This window comes from Aeromonas sp. ASNIH7 (assembly GCF_002903485.1).
Lineage (GTDB): Bacteria > Pseudomonadota > Gammaproteobacteria > Enterobacterales > Aeromonadaceae > Aeromonas > Aeromonas caviae.
On record NZ_CP026226.1, the window covers coordinates 555,597 to 572,243 of the forward strand.

A 16,647-nucleotide genomic window follows, 5' to 3' on the forward strand; every position below is an offset into this window, starting at 1 on the left:
ACGTGCCCCCTGTGTTTACCTCTGACTTCGGCGAACAAGCAGGCTGTAGTAGAGCAGCGGGATCACCACCAGGGTGAGCAGGGTGGAAACCAGGATCCCGAAGATCAGGCTGATGGCGAGGCCATTGAAGATGGGGTCATCCAGGATGAAAAGCGCCCCTATCATGGCCGCCAGCGCCGTCAGCATGATGGGTTTGGCTCGCACCTGCGCCGCCGCAATCACCGCCTGCTCGAACGCCATGCCACTCGCCCGCTGCTGCTCAATAAAGTCCACCAGCAGGATGCTGTTGCGCACGATGATCCCGGCCAGCGCAATCATCCCTATCATCGAGGTGGCGGTGAACTGGGCCCCCAGCAGGGCGTGACCCGGCATCACCCCGATGAGGGTGAGCGGAATGGGGGCCATGATGATGAGCGGCACCAGATGGGAGCGGAACTGGGCCACCACCAGCAGGTAGATGAGGATCATCCCCACCCCATAGGCCAGCCCCATGTCGCGGAAGGTCTCGTAGGTTATCTTCCATTCCCCGTCCCACAACAGCGCCACCTCCCCCAGCTTGTCGGGCTGATGCACGTAATACTGTGGCAGCGAGATGTCGGCACCGGCGGCAAACATGCCGTAGAGCGGGCTGTCGGCATGGCCGCCCATGTCAGCCACCACCATCACCATGGGCTGCATGTTCTTGTGCATGAGGTAACTGGGGGCGACCTCGTCACGACGGCTCACCAGCTCGGAGACCCGCACCAGCTGGCCGCTCTGGCTGCGCACCTTGAGCGCCAGCACGCCAGCCAGATCCCGCTTGTCACCGGGGGCGAGCTCGATGCGGATCGGTACCGGATACTTGGCGCCTTGCCCCTGCAGCCAGCTGGCATCCTGATAGCCCACCCCGCCATTGAGGGTCGCCACCAGATCCCCGAGATCGACTCCGAGCAGGGCCGCCTGGGCGCGATCCACCACCAGCCGCCACTTGGGCTGGGGGGCGGTCAGATAGATGTCCACGTCCACCAGATCCGCCGTGGCCACGAAGCGGGCCTCTACGGCGCGGGCAGCGGCTTCGCGAGCGGCCTGCGTCGGGCCATACACTTCCGCGACAATGGGTGACCAGACAGGCGGTCCCGGGGGCACCTCCACCACCTTGAGATTGCCCCCTGCCGCGCTGGCGATGGCCTGCAAGGGCGCACGCACCGACCGGGCAATCTCGTGACTGCTGCGATCCCGTTCATGCTTGTCCACCAGATTGACCTGAATATCACCCACGTTGGCGCCGCTGCGGATGAAGTAGTGGCGCACCAACCCGTTGAAGTTGATGGGGGCGGCGGTGCCAGCGTAGATCTGGTAATCCTTCACCTCGGGCACCCTGGCGAGCTCCCGACCCACCGCCAGCAGGGTGCGCTCGGTATGCTCCAGGGTCGCCCCCTCCGGCATGTCGAGCACCAGCTGGAATTCCGACTTGTTGTCAAAGGGGAGCATCTTGAGCACCACCCACTGCACCACCGGCATGGCAGCCGCCCCCGCCACCAGCAGCAGAATGACCAGCCAAAGCTTATGTCTCGCTCTCCTGGCACCCGCCCCCATCAGGAAGGGGGTCATCAGCCGGTGAAAGAGCCCGGCCTTGGCCTCCCCGTGGGCGACATGCCCCTCGCGCTTGAGCAGGTGATTGGCCAGCCAGGGGGAGAAGATAAAGGCCACCAGCAGGGAGATGAGCATCCCCATGCTCGCATTGATGGGGATGGGGCTCATGTAGGGGCCCATCAGGCCGCTGACGAAGGCCATGGGCAGCAGGGCCGCGATGACGGTCAGGGTCGCCAGTATGGTCGGCCCCCCCACCTCGTCCACCGCGCCCGGAATGAGATCCTTGAGCGACCCCTTGCCCAGGCCGCGATGGCGGTGGATGTTCTCCACCACGACGATGGCGTCATCCACCAGGATGCCGATGGAGAAGATCAGCGCAAAGAGGGACACCCGGTTGAGGGTAAAGCCCCACGCCCAGCTGGCAAACAGGGTCAGTGCCAGGGTGATGACGATGGCGACCCCCACCACCAGCGCCTCGCGCCACCCCATGCTCACCAGCACCAGCAATACCACCGCCGTGGTGGCAAAGATGAGCTTGCCGATGAGGGTGTTGGATTTGGTCTCGGCGGTGACGCCGTAGTCACGGGTCACCGTCACCTCGACGCCAGCCGGGATGAGCCGGTTCCTGAGGCTCTCCACCCGTGCCTCCACCCGCTTGGCCACCTCCACCGCGTTCTGCCCCGGCTGCTTACCGATGGCCAGGGTCACCGCCGGGTAGCTGGCTTGCCCCTGCCCCATCCAGCTGCGCTGGACCGGGGTCTCCTGACCCAGCGAGACCCTGGCCACATCCCCCAGATAGACCGGCTTGCCGTCGTGCAGCCCCACCACCAGTTCTCGAGCCTCCTGCTCGCTTTGCAGGAACTGCCCCACCTGCACCTTGATTTCCCGGTTATCCTGCACCACGGCCTGCTCGCTGCCTACCCGGTTGGCGGCCGCAAGTCGCTGGTTCAGTTCGCCCCAGCTGATGCCATGGGCGCTGAGGGCCGCCGGATCCGGCATCACCCGCAGCACGGCGCTCTGGCTGCCCAGCGTGTAGATATCGCGGGTACCGGGAATGCGCTTGAGTTCGGTCTCCAGCTCATGGGCAACCCGGGTCAGATCAAAGGCCCCCAGCTGCTTACTCCCCTCTTTGCTCCATAAGGTCAGACTGACGATGGGCACATCATCGATCCCCCGGGGTTTTACCAGTGGCTGACCGACTCCGATCCCCTGTGGCAACCAGTCGCGGTTGGAGTCGAGCTGGTTGTTGAGATCCACGATGGCCTGCTCCCGGCTCACGCCTACCTTGAACACCACCACCAGCAGGGCACCATCGGGTTGGGAGAAGGAGTAGAGGGTATCTATCCCCTTTATCTGGGAGACCACCTGCTCGGCAGGGGTGGTGACGAGGGATTCCACCTCTGCCGGGCTGGCACCCGGGAAGGGAATGTAGACGTCGGCGAAGGTGACATCGATCTGGGGCTCCTCCTCCTTGGGGGTCACCAGCACGGCAAAGAGGCCGAGCAAGAGCCCCACCAGCGCCAGCAACGGGGTAATGGCCGAGCCCTGAAACAGGGCCGCCAGCCGACCCGCCGGCCCCAGGTGGCCATGGTTGCCGTTCAGCTCGCTACTCATGGGGCACCTCCTGTTGACGGGTCCAGGCATCGGGGGCCAGGGTGTCACCGCCCTTGAGACCCGCCAGGACCTCGCACAGCCCAGCCTCGCAGTGGCCGACCCGCACCGGGGTCAGGGCCCATCTTTCCCCTTCTTTGAGGTAGACGCCGTTGAACTCCCCCTGCCGCAGCAGGGCGGGCTCCGGCACTTGCAACACCTGACGCTCACCCTGTTTGAGCTGCACCTTGAGCCACATGCCAGGCAGCACCCCTGCCGTGTTCGACGGCAGATCGAGGCGCAGCCGGAAACTGTGGCTCTGGCTGTCGGCGTAGTTGAAGCGGGTCAGCTTGACGGGAGTCACGGCCTTGCTACCGGGCAGCAGCACCTGCACATCCGACGGCTGGCCGGCGAGAGCCAGCGCGGACTGGGGCAGCTCCAGCTCCACCCTCAGCTCGCCCAGGGAGAAACCGGATAGCAGCGGCGTACCGGGGGCCACCGTCTCCCCCAGCTCCACCAGCCGCCTGGTCACCACCCCGGCGTAGGGGGCGAGGATACGGGTATAGCCGTAGGCTTCCCGGGCCTGGATGAGGGCGGCCTCGGCGGCATTGACCTCGGCACGGGCGGCCCGATCCGTTGCCTGGGCGTTGTCGAGCTGGGCCCGGGTGATCACCCCCTTGGCGATGAGGGCCTGATAACGGGTGAGCTGGCGCTCGGCCTCCACCTGCTGGGCCTGGGCCCTGGCCACCCGCGCCTCGGCGCCGGTCACGGCGGCAGACTGCTCCTTGCCGCTTATCTCGAGCAGGGGCTGCCCGGCCTGTACCTCGTCGTTCACATCCACCAGCATGCGGGAGACGCGGCCACTGGTCTGGGCCGCGACCGTCCCCTGATGAATGGCGCTCACGGTACCGCTCAAGGTGAGCCAGTCGGTGACGCGCTGCGGAGTCAGCGTCAGCGACCCCTTGGCCTCCTCGGCCGCCACCAGGGTGGATGTCATGACCAGCAGGGTGGTCACCAGCAACCGGATTGTGTTCATCATGATTCTCCTTCCCTGGCTCATGGGCACCTTGAAAACTCAGGCAATACGGTGCTGGCGAGCCTTCTCCAGCACCCTGTTCCAGACCTTGTCCACCAGCAGGATCCCGGCCGCCATGGCCCCGATGAACAACAATATCATGGGCTGTCCGCTGGAAATGAGACTCAAGGCAGGCCCTGGACAGATGCCGACCATGCCCCAACCGATCCCGAACAGTGCGGCCCCGCCAATCAGGCGGCGATCCAGCACGGGAGCGGGAACCCGGGCCATGGGTTCCCCCAGCAGGCTCAGACGACGGGGTTTCACCAGCAGGAAGTAGCCCGGCATGAAGACAGCCAGGGCCCCCCCATCACGAAGGCCAGGCTGGGATCCCAGGCACCGGCCAGATCGAGAAACCCGGTGACCCGCGCCGGATCCATCATCCCGGAGAGGGCCATTCCCAGCCCGAACAACAGACCCGCAAACACACTTGTCAGCAATTTCATGGCAATCAACCCGTCAGAATATGTGGTGAGTAAAGAACACGGTCGCCACGCCCATTCCCATAAAGGTGAGCGTCGCCACCACGGAGCGCGTCGACAGCCGCCCCATGCCGCAGATGCCGTGACCGCTGGTGCAGCCATTGCCAAGGCGGGTGCCGATGCCCACCAGAAGGCCGGCCAGCAGCACCACGGGCCAGCCGGGCAAGGCATCAAAGGCGGGCATGGTGGCCCAACCCAGGGTCAGCGCCAGCCAGGCCCCCAGTCCCAACCCCAGCAGAAACAGCACCCGCCAGGGGGTCTTGTACTGCATTGCACCGGCCAGAATGCCGCTGATCCCGGCCACCCGGCCGTTGAACAACATCAGGATCAGGGCCGAGAGCCCCGCCAGCATGCCGCCCCCCAACGAGAGCAGCCATTGGCTTTCCATCATCGAATTTCCTCATCTGAGTGACAAAAATGGGTTTGCAGCGCCGCCAGCACATCGGCCGCCGCCTCGCTCACCAGGGAGTAGTAGATCTGCTGGGAGACTTTGCGCGAGCGGATAAGGCCCTGGCGCTTCAATACCGACAGTTGCTGGGAGAAGGCCGACTGCCCGAGCTGGCTGTGGGCCAGCAGCTCCCCGACCCCCTTCTCCCCTTCCACCAGCTGGCAGAGCACCATCAGGCGTTCGGGATGAGCCAGCGCCTTGAGCAGGCCGGCGGCGGCTGTCGCATGTCGGTTCATCTCGTCGAAGTGGCTCATAAGATTAAATTAGCAATTGCTGATATTTGTTCTATTGTATAAAACAACTCTAAATTAGCAATCACTAAACAAAAGGAGACGAGAAATGACCGTCGATAACGGAGTCAGAGTGGTCGCGGGTGGCATGTTGCTGCTGTCGCTGCTGCTCACGGCCTGGGTCCACCCGGGCTTTGTCTGGTTGAGCGTCTTTGTCGGGGTCAACCTGATCCAGAGCGCGTTCACCGGGGTCTGTCCCGCCGCCGCCGTGCTCAGGCGAATGGGGCTCAAATAGGCAGGCGGACATATTGGCTCACAGGAGCCGTGTAATAGAGCGGAGGCTCATTATGGCAACCATCATCATCATCGGGGCAGGGTTGGGGGGCATGTCGGCCGCCTACGAGCTCAAAGCCGAACTCGGCAAGCAGCACGACGTCATCCTGGTGAACGACAAACCCGACTTTGAATTCAACCCTTCGAACCCGTGGATTGCGGTCCGGTGGCGAGAGCGCAAGGATATCTCCCTCCCCATAGAGCCTCATGTGAAGAAGAAGGGGATCCGCTTCATCCACGCCGCCCTGACCGGGTTGCAACCCCTCGAACAGCAGATCCGCCTCTCCGATGGCCAGCACCTGCACTACGACTTTCTGGTGCTCTGCACCGGCCCCGCACTCGCCTTTGAAGAGGTGCAGGGAGCAGGCCCGACGGCGGGCGGCACCGCCAGCGTCTGTACCCTCTCCCACGCAGAGGAGTGCCTGCACAGTGTCAACGGGCTGCTCGACGAACCGGGTCCGGTGATCGTCGGTGCCATGCCCGGCGCCTCCTGCTTCGGCCCGGCCTACGAATACGCCTTCATCCTCGATCGCCACCTGCGCGACAAGAAGGTGAGAAAGGACGTGCCCATGACCTTCGTCACCAGCGAACCCTACATCGGTCACCTCGGCCTCAACGGCGTGGGGGATTCCAAGGGCATGCTGGAGAGCGAGCTGCGCATGCGCGACATGCAATGGATCTGCAATGCCCGCACCGTGGCGGCCAGGGATGGGGTGATGACGGTGGAGGAGCTGGATGAAGATGGCAACGTCAAGCGCACCCACAGCCTCCCCTACAAGCATGCCATGATGCTGCCCGCCTTCGCCGGCATCAGCCCCCTGCGGGGCCTCGAGGGGCTGGTCAATCCCCGCGGGTTCGTCATCGTCGACGAACACCAGCGCAACCCTGTCTTCCCGCAGATTTACGCCGCCGGTGTCTGCATCGCCATCCCGCCCCAGCACAAGACGCCGGTACCGACCGGGGTGCCCAAGACCGGCTACATGATCGAGGCCATGGTGCGCACCTTAAGCCACAACATCAAGGCGGAGCTGGACGGCCAGCCCCCGGTCACCCGGGCGGTGTGGAATGCCATCTGTCTGGCGGACATGGGGGACACAGGGGCCGCCTTCGTGGCCATGCCGCAGATCCCGCCGCGCAACGTCGCCTGGTTCAAGAAAGGGAAGTGGGTCCACCTGGCCAAGATAGCGTTCGAGAAGTATTTCCTGCACAAGATGCAGGTGGGCGACACCGAACCCATCTATGAAAAACTGATGCTCAAATACCTGGGCATCGACAAGACCCGGTAACCCCCCAAGGGCCCGCCGGTGAAGGGAAGAGGGCTCCCTTCACCGGCGCTTTCATCTCTTTTTTATTATGTTTCAATATGTTGCTATCAAGGGCTCGGGGTTTACCCAGGCCGCCGTATCGGCTACCATGTCGCCTCTTTATCACTAGCGGAGACCATCGGTGGGCAACTCATCAAGTGACAGACGCACGCCGACCCTTGTCGTCGGCACCCTGGTCGCGAGCTAGCCGCAGGTTATTCTCTGCCGCGACTCGCCACCCTGCGAGAAGTGGATCCCTCTTTTCCCCGCTTTTCACACTTGACGTCAGGTGACGCGGACTCATCCCCCGACACCTTGCCTGCATAGTTTCTGCTTCCCAAAAGGAGGCTGCTATGCGCTTGATTTCAAACAACTCTGTCGCTGACAAATCCCCTTCCCTGCTGAGCAGACTGGGACGGGGCCTGCGACCACTCTGGCAACGTGGCAGACGGCGTCAGCACCTCTATCGGCTGCACATCCGCTGCGAAGACAGAGCCGACATGGAGCAGGTGCTGGCGGCGGTGAGCCACACCCTGCAACCGGCCGGACTCAGTCCCCTGCAGTCCATGAAGCCCGGGCGCGGTGAAGGCCGCGTGCTGGTGCTGAGCCTCTACTGCACGCCGCCCCAGCGCCGCTATCTGGTGCAGTTCATCCACCAGGTCGGGGCTGTCCACCCGGTACGCTGGGAACTGCGCCCCCGCGCCGGGGACGACGCCACCAGGCATTGACCCTCGAATGAGGCGGGTCCTTCCCGGGCAACCGTGAAGGGCCTGTACCCTGTTCTGCGCCATCCCGCTCCGTCAGGAGGCGGGTCGCGCCCTTGCATTCACCACGATGTCGACCTTGCCCCCCGTCTCTCACGCAACCCGGGGGAGCAGGCTGGTCGGCATCCCCAGAAGGAGACCCTTCATGAGAATGTGGCAACAACTCGATTTTCTCGCCCTGCTCGACACCCTGGCCAGCCTGCTGCTCGCCTTCGTGCTGGGCAGCCTGGTCGGCCTGGAGCGCCAGTACCGCCAGCGCACCGCCGGCCTTCGCACCAACGTGCTGGTCGCCGTGGGGGCGGCCCTGTTCGTCAACCTGGCCCAGCGCATCTATGACCTGCATGGCGGCAGTTACGGGGTCGTCCACGTGGTGGCCTACATCGTCTCCGGCATCGGTTTTCTCGGCGCCGGCGTCATCATGCGGGAATCCGGCAACATCCGGGGCATCAACACAGCGGCCACCCTGTGGGGCGTGGCCGCGGTCGGGGCCGCCTGCGGCGCCGGGTTCGCCCTGGAGGCCATCCTCGGCGCCCTCTTCGTGCTGGCCGCCAACACCCTGCTGCGTCCCCTGGTCAACCAGATAAACCGTGACCCGGTGGACAACATGGACACCGAAGTGACCTATCACGTGACCGCTCTCATCGGCCGCGCTCACCAGAAGGAGGTACTGCCCTGGCTCGAGCAGATGCTGGAGCAGGCCCACTACCCCCTGAGCGAGCTCGACATCACCCCCTTCGGCGATCAGGATCTCGAGATCTCGGCGGCGCTGCTCGCCACCGCCATCGATGGCACCAAGCTCGATGCCCTGATGAACACGCTCGGGGAGCACCCTCACATCAAGCAGATCTTCTGGCGGGCCAGCATCACCGATTGACGCCCTCATACCAGACGCAGCACAAAAAGCCCCGCCGGACCCGGCGGGGCTTTTCACAGGAAAGGGAAGCCGTGTGCCTAGCGGCGGCTGCGCCAGCGCACCCTGGGGTTAATGACCTGGGCGGTCTGGGCAGGGGGATTGCCCGCGATGAGTTGCTGCATCATCTCGAAGGCGGCCCGGGCCAGGGCCGGGCAATCCTGGGCCACGGAATCGATGCGCATGGGGATGCAGTCGAGCAGATCGTGATCGTCGAAGGTACACAGGCGCATGCCGGTCTCCATCAGTTCCGCCTCGTTGAGGTAGCGCAGCACCCCCTCCAGCAGGGTGAAAGAGGCGGTAAAAAGCCCCTTCGGCGGTGCCCCGAGTTCGTCCACCAGCTCAGACATCAGCTGATAGCCCGAGCTCGGCTGGTAGTCACGGTGGCGGACCCGGTCTGAAGTGGCCTCCAGCCCGGCCCGGTGCAATCCGAGCTCGTAACCCGCCAGCCGGTGGCGGCTGGGGGAGAGATCCAGCAGACCGCCGAAGTAGTAGATCTCCTCCCCGCAATCCTCGGCCATATCCTGCACCAGCTCGGCGGTAGCCTTGCAGGCGTCCGAGATCACCATGGGCAGGCGCGACTCACCGATGTGGCGGTCGAGCTGCACCACCGGCAAGCGGTCGTGGATGCGGGCATAGATGTCGTCACTGTGGCCGCTGGAGGCGACGATGAGGCCATCCACCTGACGGCTGATGAGGTTGTCCACCACCCGCTGCTCCAGGGTGGGATCATCCTCGGAGCAGGCGATGAGCAGCTGGATCCCCGCCTCCCGACAGCGGGCCTCCAGGGCACGGGCGATGCTGGCGAAGCCGAAGTTGGTGAGGTCGGGGATCACCAGCCCCCAGGTGTAGCTGCGCACCTCCCGCAGGGAGCGGGCGTGGATGCTCGGCTGATAGTGGCACTCGTCCGCCACCGCCTGGATCCGCTTGCGGGTATCGTCGGCGATGCGGTATTCCGCACTCTTGCCGTTGAGCACCAGACTGGCGGTGGCCTTGGAGACCCCCGCAAGCGTGGCTATCTGGGCAATCGTGATCCGTTTCTTCTTCTCCACCTGACCTCCCGGCACACTGAGACCGGGCTATTGTACTAGGCAGGTCGCCAGCGGCCAGTGATCGAGGCAAATTTTGCTGCCATCACCACCGCAACGTGCGGAAAGTACTGGGTTTTCGCCGGGGAAGTAACGGGTCGACAAGCTCTGGCGCCCGCCATCGACGAAGCACTCCAGGCTGGAGCGGTCACACAAGACGGTGATCTTGCCCCCAAGCCAGGGGGCGCTTCGCTCCTCCCACTCCCCGCTCTGCCAGTTCTGGCGACGCAGCACAAGACGCCCCGGCTGCCAGCACAGCTCGACCACGGCCCCGAACCCGAGGCGCCCTTCACCGCACAACGCCAGATCGAGCCAGGCCGAGTCGATGGCCAGTGCAGGCAGCTCATCCGGCGCCCCCTCGAAGCGGGTCTGCTCCCCTTTCAGGGCGCCCAGCTCAGCCACCGGCCGCTGGCAGAGCCACTCATCCTGCCAGAACAGCTCCCGCGGGCAGCTCATCTGGTGGATCCAGCCGTGCTCGAGAGTGGGCTGGCTCATCTCGTTCTCCTCCGGCAAGCCCAGCCAACCGAACAGCAGGCGCCGCCCCTGGCTGTCCTGGGTAGTCTGGGGGGCATAGAACTCGAATCCCCGGTCCAGTTCATGGAAAGCCCCGTGGGCGAAATGCGTCCCGTCGAAGTCACCCGCCAGCCAGCCGCACTGGTAGAGGTTGCGATAATCCTCTCCCTGCGGGGCAATCCCCTGCGGGCAGCTGATCAGCACATGGCGATCTCCCAGGGGGAAGAGGTCCGGGCACTCCCACATATAGCCAAACTCCCCGAGACCGCCGCGCCCGCTGCCGGCGATGGAACCCACCAGCGTCCAGGCATCCAGGGTGTCACCGCGATAGAGCAGCACCTCACCCCGATCGTCCAGGGTGCGGGCCCCCAGCACCATCAGCCACTGCCGACCGTCGTGCCACACCTTGGGGTCGCGCACATGGCCGCTGTAGCCTGCGGGCAGGTCCAGCACAGGGCCCAGCTTGGCAAAGCCCCCCGCACCGTCGGCGCGGGCCAGACACTGGTAGGCGGTGCGGCTGCCGTCCGGGTATTTGACGTTGCCGGTGTAGATAAGGGTCAGACTCCCCTGCTCGTCGCTCACCGCCGAGCCCGAATAGCAGCCGTGGCTCTCATAGGCCTCGGTGGGCAGCAGCGCCACCGGCTCGTGCTGCCAGTGCAGCAGATCGGTGGAGGTGACATGCCCCCAGCCCTTGTTGCGGTGCTCGCAACCGAGCGGGTTCCACTGGTAGAAAAGATGGTAGCGCCCGTCGTGCTCGATGAAGCCGTTGGGATCGTTGAGCAGCCCCACCGGGGCTGCCAGATGCCAGCGGGGCCGATGGGGATCGGCCGCCGCCTTGAGCTGTCCGGCCAGCAGGGACCGGACAACCTGGTTCAGGAGATGGCTTTCCTTCATCACTCCACCTTGTACTTGAGCAGGTAGGAGGCAGCGAAAGCGGCGCCAAAGGCGATCACCAGACCGATGACGTAGTGGATGAGGCTCATGGGCTGGACGATGGCCATGCCCGGGATGCCGGTCAGGCCCACCGCCGTCATGCCGACCTTGGCCGCCACCACGTAGGCGCCGCCGCAGGCCCCGCCGAACAGACCGGCCAGGAAGGGCTTGATGTAGCGCAGGTTGACCCCGAAGATCGCCGCCTCGGTGATGCCGAGCAGGCAGGACATGGCCGCCGGCACCGTGATGGCCTTGATCTTCACATCGCGGGTCTTGAAGTAGACCGCGAGGCAAGCCCCACCCTGGGCCACGTTGGCCATGGCCCAGATGGGCAGCAGGAAGTTGACGCCGATGGCAGGGTTGGCCAGCAGCCCCGCCTCGATGGCGTGGAAGCTGTGGTGGATGCCGGTGATGACGATAAGGGAATAAGTCCCGCCAAACACCAGACCCGCCAGCCAGCCTGCCTGCTCATAGAGGGCGCTCAGACCGAACGAGATGCCATCCCCCAGCACCCGTCCGGCGGGGCCGATGAAAAGCAGCGCCACGAAGCCGGTGATGATGACGGTCAAAAACGGGGTGAGGATGAGATCCAGTGCGTCAGGGATGCGCTTGCGCAGCTGCTTCTCCAGGTGGGACATGAACCAGACCGCCAAGAGCACCGGGAAGACGGTGCCCTGGTAGCCGATCATGGCGACATCCAGGCCGAAGAAGTCCATGGTCTTGAAGCCCCCGGCCACGCCCCAGGCGTTGGTCAGGGCCGGGTGGGTGAGGATGCCGCCAAGGGTCGCCCCGAGGTACGGATTGCCGCCAAACTCCCGCGCCGCCGTAAAGCCGATGAGGATCGGCAGGATGATGAAGGCTGCCGAGCTGAACATGTCGAGCATGACGAACAGGGCGCTGTCGGCGTTGACCCAGCCGTAGGTGCGCACCATGCCGAGCAGCCCCATCAGCAGACCGGAGGCGACGATGGCCGGAATGATGGGCACGAAGATGTTGGAGAGGGTCCGCGCCAGACGCTGGGCCACGTTGAGCTTGGCCGTCGCCATGTCGGTCAGCTCCGCCTTGCTGGCGGTGCCGGTCCCGGTCAGGGTGACGAACTCCGCATAGACCTTGTTGACCAGGCCGGTGCCGAAAATGACCTGGATCTGGCCAGCGTTGCTGAAGCACCCCTTGACCCCCTCCAGCTTGTCGATGGCGGCCTTGTTCACCTTGCTGTCGTCCGCCAGCACCAGCCGCAGCCGGGTGGCGCAGTGGGCGGCGCTGACGATGTTCTCCTTGCCCCCGAGCAGGGGCACCAGATCCTGGGCTATCGCACTGATATTCATATTCTTCCTCTTATGACCCGCCACGCTGGCGGGCCCTTGTCACATGAGAGTAGGGGCTGTCGAGCCGGGCTTCTAGCCGCAGATCAACAGCCGTCTGCGCCTGATCGCAAAAATTCATCCAGCCGGGTGCGGGTGGGCAGTGCCGTCATCGCCCCCTTGGCGGTGGTGGCGAGCGCCCCGCAGCCGTGGGCCTGAGCCAAAATGGCGGGCAGCTCGGCCAGCGTCGGCAGCGAGGTCCGTTCGGCCAAGGCCGCCAGCAGCCCGGCGACGAAGGCGTCCCCCGCCCCAGTGGTATCGAGTGGCGTCACTTTGGGCCCCACCCACTCCAGCAACTCGCCACCCAGACGGGCCACCACGCCCCCCGCCCCCCGGGTCACCAGCACCAGTGCCGGGCCTGAAAGAGTGGCAAGCCCCGCCGCCAGATCGTCCAGACCGCTCAGCAGTTGCAGCTCCTCCACCGAGAGCTTGACCACGTCTGCGAGGGCCATGGCCTCGCGCACCACGGGCAGCATCTCGGCAGGGTTGCCCCACACCTCTGGCCTCAGGTTGGGGTCGAAGCAGACCCGCCCCCCGACGGCACGGATGGTCGCCATGGCTTGCAGACAACTGCTGCGCACCGGCTCGTTGGCGAGCGCAATGGAGCAGGTCAGCAGCCACTGCCCGGCCTGGAAGACCGGCAGATCGGCGTGGCTCAGGAACTGATCGGCACTGGGGCGCACCATGAAGGTGAAGCTGCGCTCCCCCGCTTCATCGAGATCCACCAGCACCGTGCTGGTGCGATGGGCCGGATCCTGGATCAGGTGGCGAATGTCGACCCCCTCCCTGGCCAGGGTCTCCCCCATGAAGCGGCCGAAGGGATCCGCGCCGACCCGGCCAATGAAAGCCGACTCCCCGCCGAGCCGGGCAACGCCCACCGCTACGTTGGCCGGTGCGCCACCCGGACACTTGAGGTAGTGCTGCTCCCCTTCCGGGATCAAGTCCACTACCGCATCCCCCATTACCCACACACGATTCGTCACCTTGTTGCTACTCCACTGCTGCACAGGATTTGCCGGGGTCAGCCCCGGGTTCTGGGTCAGTATTATCAGCTAAACCGTTTTAGCTAACCAACAGATCCCGGGGCCGCCTGCCATTTTTGTGATCGGGATAACGAACTAGAACCAGGTTTCCATCTGCACGCCAAAGTTCCACTCGCCCCCGGCGGTGAAGTTGCTCTGGCCCATGGCATCGGAGCTGGCGTAGTTGTCGAGCTCGGAGGACCAGTCCATCCAGGTGGCGAACACCCGAAGCTCGGGCCGCTCGAAGAAGCCGGCGGTCTGCGCCTTGAAGGTCGGCGCGAAGGTGAGCTTGGTGAAATCGCCGCTCACCGCCTGACGACCCTTGTAGCCCTTGGGATCGAGGTCCATGTACTGCCAGGTCGCCTCGTAAACCAGCTCGACGTTCTGGCTCAGCACCTGGGCCAGGCGGCCATTGAGGGTCACCCAGCGGTACTCGTCCCCTTTCACGTAACGATCCTGGCTGTGCTCGGCCAGCAGGGCCGGGGCCACACGCCAGCGGGGCGCAAGATCGGTGGCGCCAAACACGGCGACCCGCACCGCATCGGCATCCGGCAGCAGCTCGCTGTCGGAGCCCAGCCCCTTGAGCTCGGCACCCAGACCGTGGCCATACAGCACCGCCGCCTTGGAGAAACCGGGGTTGATGCCAAAGAAGCTGTCGGCGTGGTAGGCCACCAGGGTGTGGGCCCCCTTGTTCGCCGCTTCGCTGCCCGTGCCGCCGTCGTTGATGCGCGCCTCGTTGTCCTTGGCGGAGAGGCCGTTCAGCATCCACTGCCAGTTGCCAACGCGGTTGTTCATGGTGAGGATGTAGCTCTCGATGTCGGAGAGACCGCTCGCGCTGATGTCGCCGTAGTCGCGCCCGTAGAGGGAGAAGTTCGCCTTCCAGCTGTCGGCCAGCTGCACGTCGTAGACGCCGCCGCCGGTACCGGCCAGGAAGACCACGTCCGAGTCGAGCCAGTGGATGTCGAAGTTGTCCCGGTCAAAGCGCTTGCCCGCCCAGAGCACCGAGTGCTGGAAAGGACCGCTGAAGCTCGCCAGATCGCCGATTTCGGCAAACACCTGGCGGGTGTTGAGGCTGGAATCGCTGGCGGTCCAGTCGTTGCTGGTCTCCACCCCGTCCGCCAGCATCAGCTTGTAGCGGGCCCAGCTGCCATCGTCGAAGGTCTGGGTCTTCAGCAGGTTGGCCTCCATGTAGGTGTCATCCTCGTTGCCAAGGCGACCCACGGCGCCGCCCACCGAGCCGGCCGGGGTGATGTAGGGGCCGCCGCGGCCACCATTGCCGTTGCCGTTCACCAGCAGGCCCGAGCGGGCATAGCCGTGGAACTCGAAGCCCTGGGCCCCGGCAGTCTGCTTGTCCACCTTCTCGCTCTGAGCCTTGGCCACCACGGCCGTCTCGCGGGCTTCGTTTGCCTTGCTCTGGGCCTCATCGGCCCGCGCTTCGGCAGCGGTGGCACGCGCCTCGGCCGCCTGCACCCGCGCCTCCAGCGCCGCCAGACGAGCCTCGATACCACCATCCGCCGCCCACAGCGGGCTGCTCATTCCCAATCCCAGCGCCACGGCCAGCGCCAACTTGCTCTTGAACATCGTCATCGTCCTCACCTGTCTTCTGTCGCCCGTCCGGGCTCTGTTGTTGTTGACGAGCCGAGGATAGCTAAACCGCTTTAGCTGACTCAATACGCCAGCTAAACCGTTTCAGCAGGAGTGTGAGCGGGATAACATTTGTACAGGGGGAATTGGTGGAAGTTGTGAGGAGGATCCCTCATCGGGATCCACTCAATAAGGGGGGATCCAGGCCAGATGGCGGGCAAAAAAAAGCCGGCACATCCGTGCCGGCTTGGGTAACGCGGGTCGCGTTTATTTGGTCAGGTCGTCGAAGAAGCGTTTCACCCCTTCGAAGAAGCCCTCGGATTTCGGCTTGTGGGTCTTGGCAGCAGCGCCGCTGAAGGAGTCGTCCAGCTGGCGCAGCAGATCTTTCTGGGTCTCGGTCAGCTTGACCGGAGTCTCGATCACCACCTTGCACATCAGATCCCCCACCTGGCCGGAGCGCACGGACTTGACGCCCTTGCCCCGCAGGCGGAACAGCTTGCCGGTCTGGGTCTCCGGGGTCACCTTGAGCTTGACCCGGCCATCCAGGGTCGGCACTTCAATCTCCCCGCCGAGCGCTGCCGTGGTGAAGCTGATGGGCACTTCGCAGTAGAGGTCGTTGCCGTCACGGACGAAGATCTCGTGCTCGCGCACGTGAACCTGTACGTACAGATCCCCCGCCGATGCGCCGGTTTCCCCCGCTTCCCCTTCGCCGGAGAGACGGATGCGATCCCCGGTATCGACCCCGGCCGGGATCTTGACCGACAGGGTCTTGGTCTTCTGGTAGCGCCCTTCCCCATGGCACTTGCGGCACGGATCCTTGATGATCTTGCCGCGACCGTGACAGTGGGGGCAAGGCTGCTGCACCGCGAAGAAGCCCTGGCGCATCTGCACCTGGCCGGAGCCGTGGCAGGTGGGGCAGGTCTGGGCCTGGCTGCCGGTATGGGCACCGGAGCCGTTGCAGACTTCGCAGTGGACCTGGGTCGGGATCTTGATCTCCTTGGAGACCCCGCGCACCGCCTCTTCCAGCGTCAGCTCCATGTTGTAGCGCAGATCGGCACCACGGGCCGGGCCGCGACGACCGCCCCCGCGACCACCGAAGATGTCGCCAAACACGTCGCCGAAGATGTCGCCGAAATCGGCACCACCGCCAAAGCCGCCGTGGCCGCCACCCTGGCTCGGATCCACCCCGGCATGACCGTACTGGTCATAACGGGCACGCAGGTTCTCGTCGGTCAGGACCTCGTAGGCTTCCTTGACCTCTTTGAACTTCTCTTCAGCCCCGGCATCACCCTGGTTGCGATCCGGGTGATACTTCATGGCCAGACGCTTGTACGCCTTCTTGATCTCGCGCTCGTCGGCACCTTTCGATACCCCGAGCACTTCGTAGAAATCGCGCTTCGACATACTCATCCTGTTGCTATATCAGCAGTTACGCAGA

14 protein-coding genes and 1 pseudogene are annotated in these 16,647 nt (G+C 64.8%); 4 read left to right on the forward strand and 11 right to left on the reverse strand.

The genetic code is table 11. The features are described from left to right. Positions 1-15: 15 nt before the first annotated feature. From C2U47_RS02470 to C2U47_RS02490, 5 genes and pseudogenes are all read right to left on the reverse strand, one after another. Entirely contained in the window at positions 16-3,186 is a 3,171-nt protein-coding gene (locus C2U47_RS02470; protein ID WP_103261430.1) for an efflux RND transporter permease subunit, read from the reverse strand. Then, entirely contained in the window at positions 3,179-4,198 is a 1,020-nt protein-coding gene (locus C2U47_RS02475) for an efflux RND transporter periplasmic adaptor subunit (protein WP_103261431.1), read from the reverse strand. Before C2U47_RS02475 ends, C2U47_RS02470 begins: the two co-directional genes overlap by 8 nt. A 39-nt stretch (positions 4,199-4,237) precedes the next feature. Continuing rightward, a pseudogene (locus C2U47_RS02480) lies at positions 4,238-4,683 on the reverse strand (DUF6691 family protein). Positions 4,684-4,696: 13 nt separating this feature from the next. Next, positions 4,697-5,110 (reverse strand): YeeE/YedE family protein, encoded by a 414-nt coding sequence (locus C2U47_RS02485; RefSeq protein WP_043154735.1) that lies wholly within the window; start codon positions 5,108-5,110, stop codon positions 4,697-4,699. Next, complete coding sequence (locus C2U47_RS02490) at positions 5,107-5,421, reverse strand: ArsR/SmtB family transcription factor (RefSeq protein WP_039039225.1); 315 nt, start codon at positions 5,419-5,421, stop codon at positions 5,107-5,109. The genes C2U47_RS02485 and C2U47_RS02490 overlap by 4 nt, the downstream gene beginning before the upstream one ends. An 85-nt stretch (positions 5,422-5,506) precedes the next feature. Between C2U47_RS02490 and C2U47_RS02495 the strand changes: the two genes are divergently transcribed. From C2U47_RS02495 to C2U47_RS02510, 4 genes are all read left to right on the forward strand, one after another. Beyond that, a complete protein-coding gene (locus C2U47_RS02495) occupies positions 5,507-5,692 on the forward strand; it encodes a YgaP family membrane protein (RefSeq protein WP_041213243.1) in 186 nt (61 codons plus the stop codon). A 52-nt stretch (positions 5,693-5,744) separates the two neighbouring features. Then, on the forward strand, positions 5,745-7,016 hold the full coding sequence (locus C2U47_RS02500; protein ID WP_039039227.1) for an NAD(P)/FAD-dependent oxidoreductase: 1,272 nt from the start codon (positions 5,745-5,747) through the stop codon (positions 7,014-7,016). A gap of 371 nt (positions 7,017-7,387) precedes the next feature. After that, the gene (locus tag C2U47_RS02505; RefSeq protein ID WP_041213245.1) at positions 7,388-7,762 is read left to right on the forward strand and encodes a hypothetical protein; all 375 of its coding nucleotides are present in this window, start codon (positions 7,388-7,390) and stop codon (positions 7,760-7,762) included. Positions 7,763-7,943: 181 nt separating this feature from the next. Beyond that, positions 7,944-8,672: an MgtC/SapB family protein gene (locus tag C2U47_RS02510; RefSeq protein WP_041213246.1), complete on the forward strand. Its 729-nt coding sequence runs from the start codon at positions 7,944-7,946 to the stop codon at positions 8,670-8,672. Between the two features lie 77 nt (positions 8,673-8,749). On the opposite strand, the gene C2U47_RS02515 is transcribed toward C2U47_RS02510, so the two are convergent. The 6 genes from C2U47_RS02515 to dnaJ all read right to left on the reverse strand — a co-directional run bounded on the left by C2U47_RS02515 (position 8,750) and on the right by dnaJ (position 16,613). After that, on the reverse strand, positions 8,750-9,760 hold the full coding sequence (locus C2U47_RS02515; protein ID WP_041213247.1) for a substrate-binding domain-containing protein: 1,011 nt from the start codon (positions 9,758-9,760) through the stop codon (positions 8,750-8,752). A 27-nt stretch (positions 9,761-9,787) separates the two neighbouring features. Beyond that, positions 9,788-11,203: a glycoside hydrolase family 32 protein gene (locus C2U47_RS02520; RefSeq protein WP_069785325.1), complete on the reverse strand. Its 1,416-nt coding sequence runs from the start codon at positions 11,201-11,203 to the stop codon at positions 9,788-9,790. Continuing rightward, positions 11,203-12,567, reverse strand: coding sequence for a sucrose-specific PTS transporter subunit IIBC (locus C2U47_RS02525; RefSeq protein WP_041214803.1), 1,365 nt, complete (start codon positions 12,565-12,567; stop codon positions 11,203-11,205). Before C2U47_RS02525 ends, C2U47_RS02520 begins: the two co-directional genes overlap by 1 nt. An 83-nt stretch (positions 12,568-12,650) precedes the next feature. After that, positions 12,651-13,610 carry an aminoimidazole riboside kinase gene (locus C2U47_RS02530; RefSeq protein ID WP_103261432.1) on the reverse strand — a complete coding sequence of 320 codons (960 nt, stop codon included), beginning with the start codon at positions 13,608-13,610 and terminating at the stop codon, positions 12,651-12,653. 111 nt (positions 13,611-13,721) lie between these two features. Continuing rightward, positions 13,722-15,212 (reverse strand): carbohydrate porin, encoded by a 1,491-nt coding sequence (locus tag C2U47_RS02535; RefSeq protein WP_103261433.1) that lies wholly within the window; start codon positions 15,210-15,212, stop codon positions 13,722-13,724. A 264-nt stretch (positions 15,213-15,476) separates the two neighbouring features. Next, positions 15,477-16,613 carry a molecular chaperone DnaJ gene (dnaJ, locus tag C2U47_RS02540; protein ID WP_010673647.1) on the reverse strand — a complete coding sequence of 379 codons (1,137 nt, stop codon included), beginning with the start codon at positions 16,611-16,613 and terminating at the stop codon, positions 15,477-15,479. Positions 16,614-16,647: the final 34 nt, after the last annotated feature.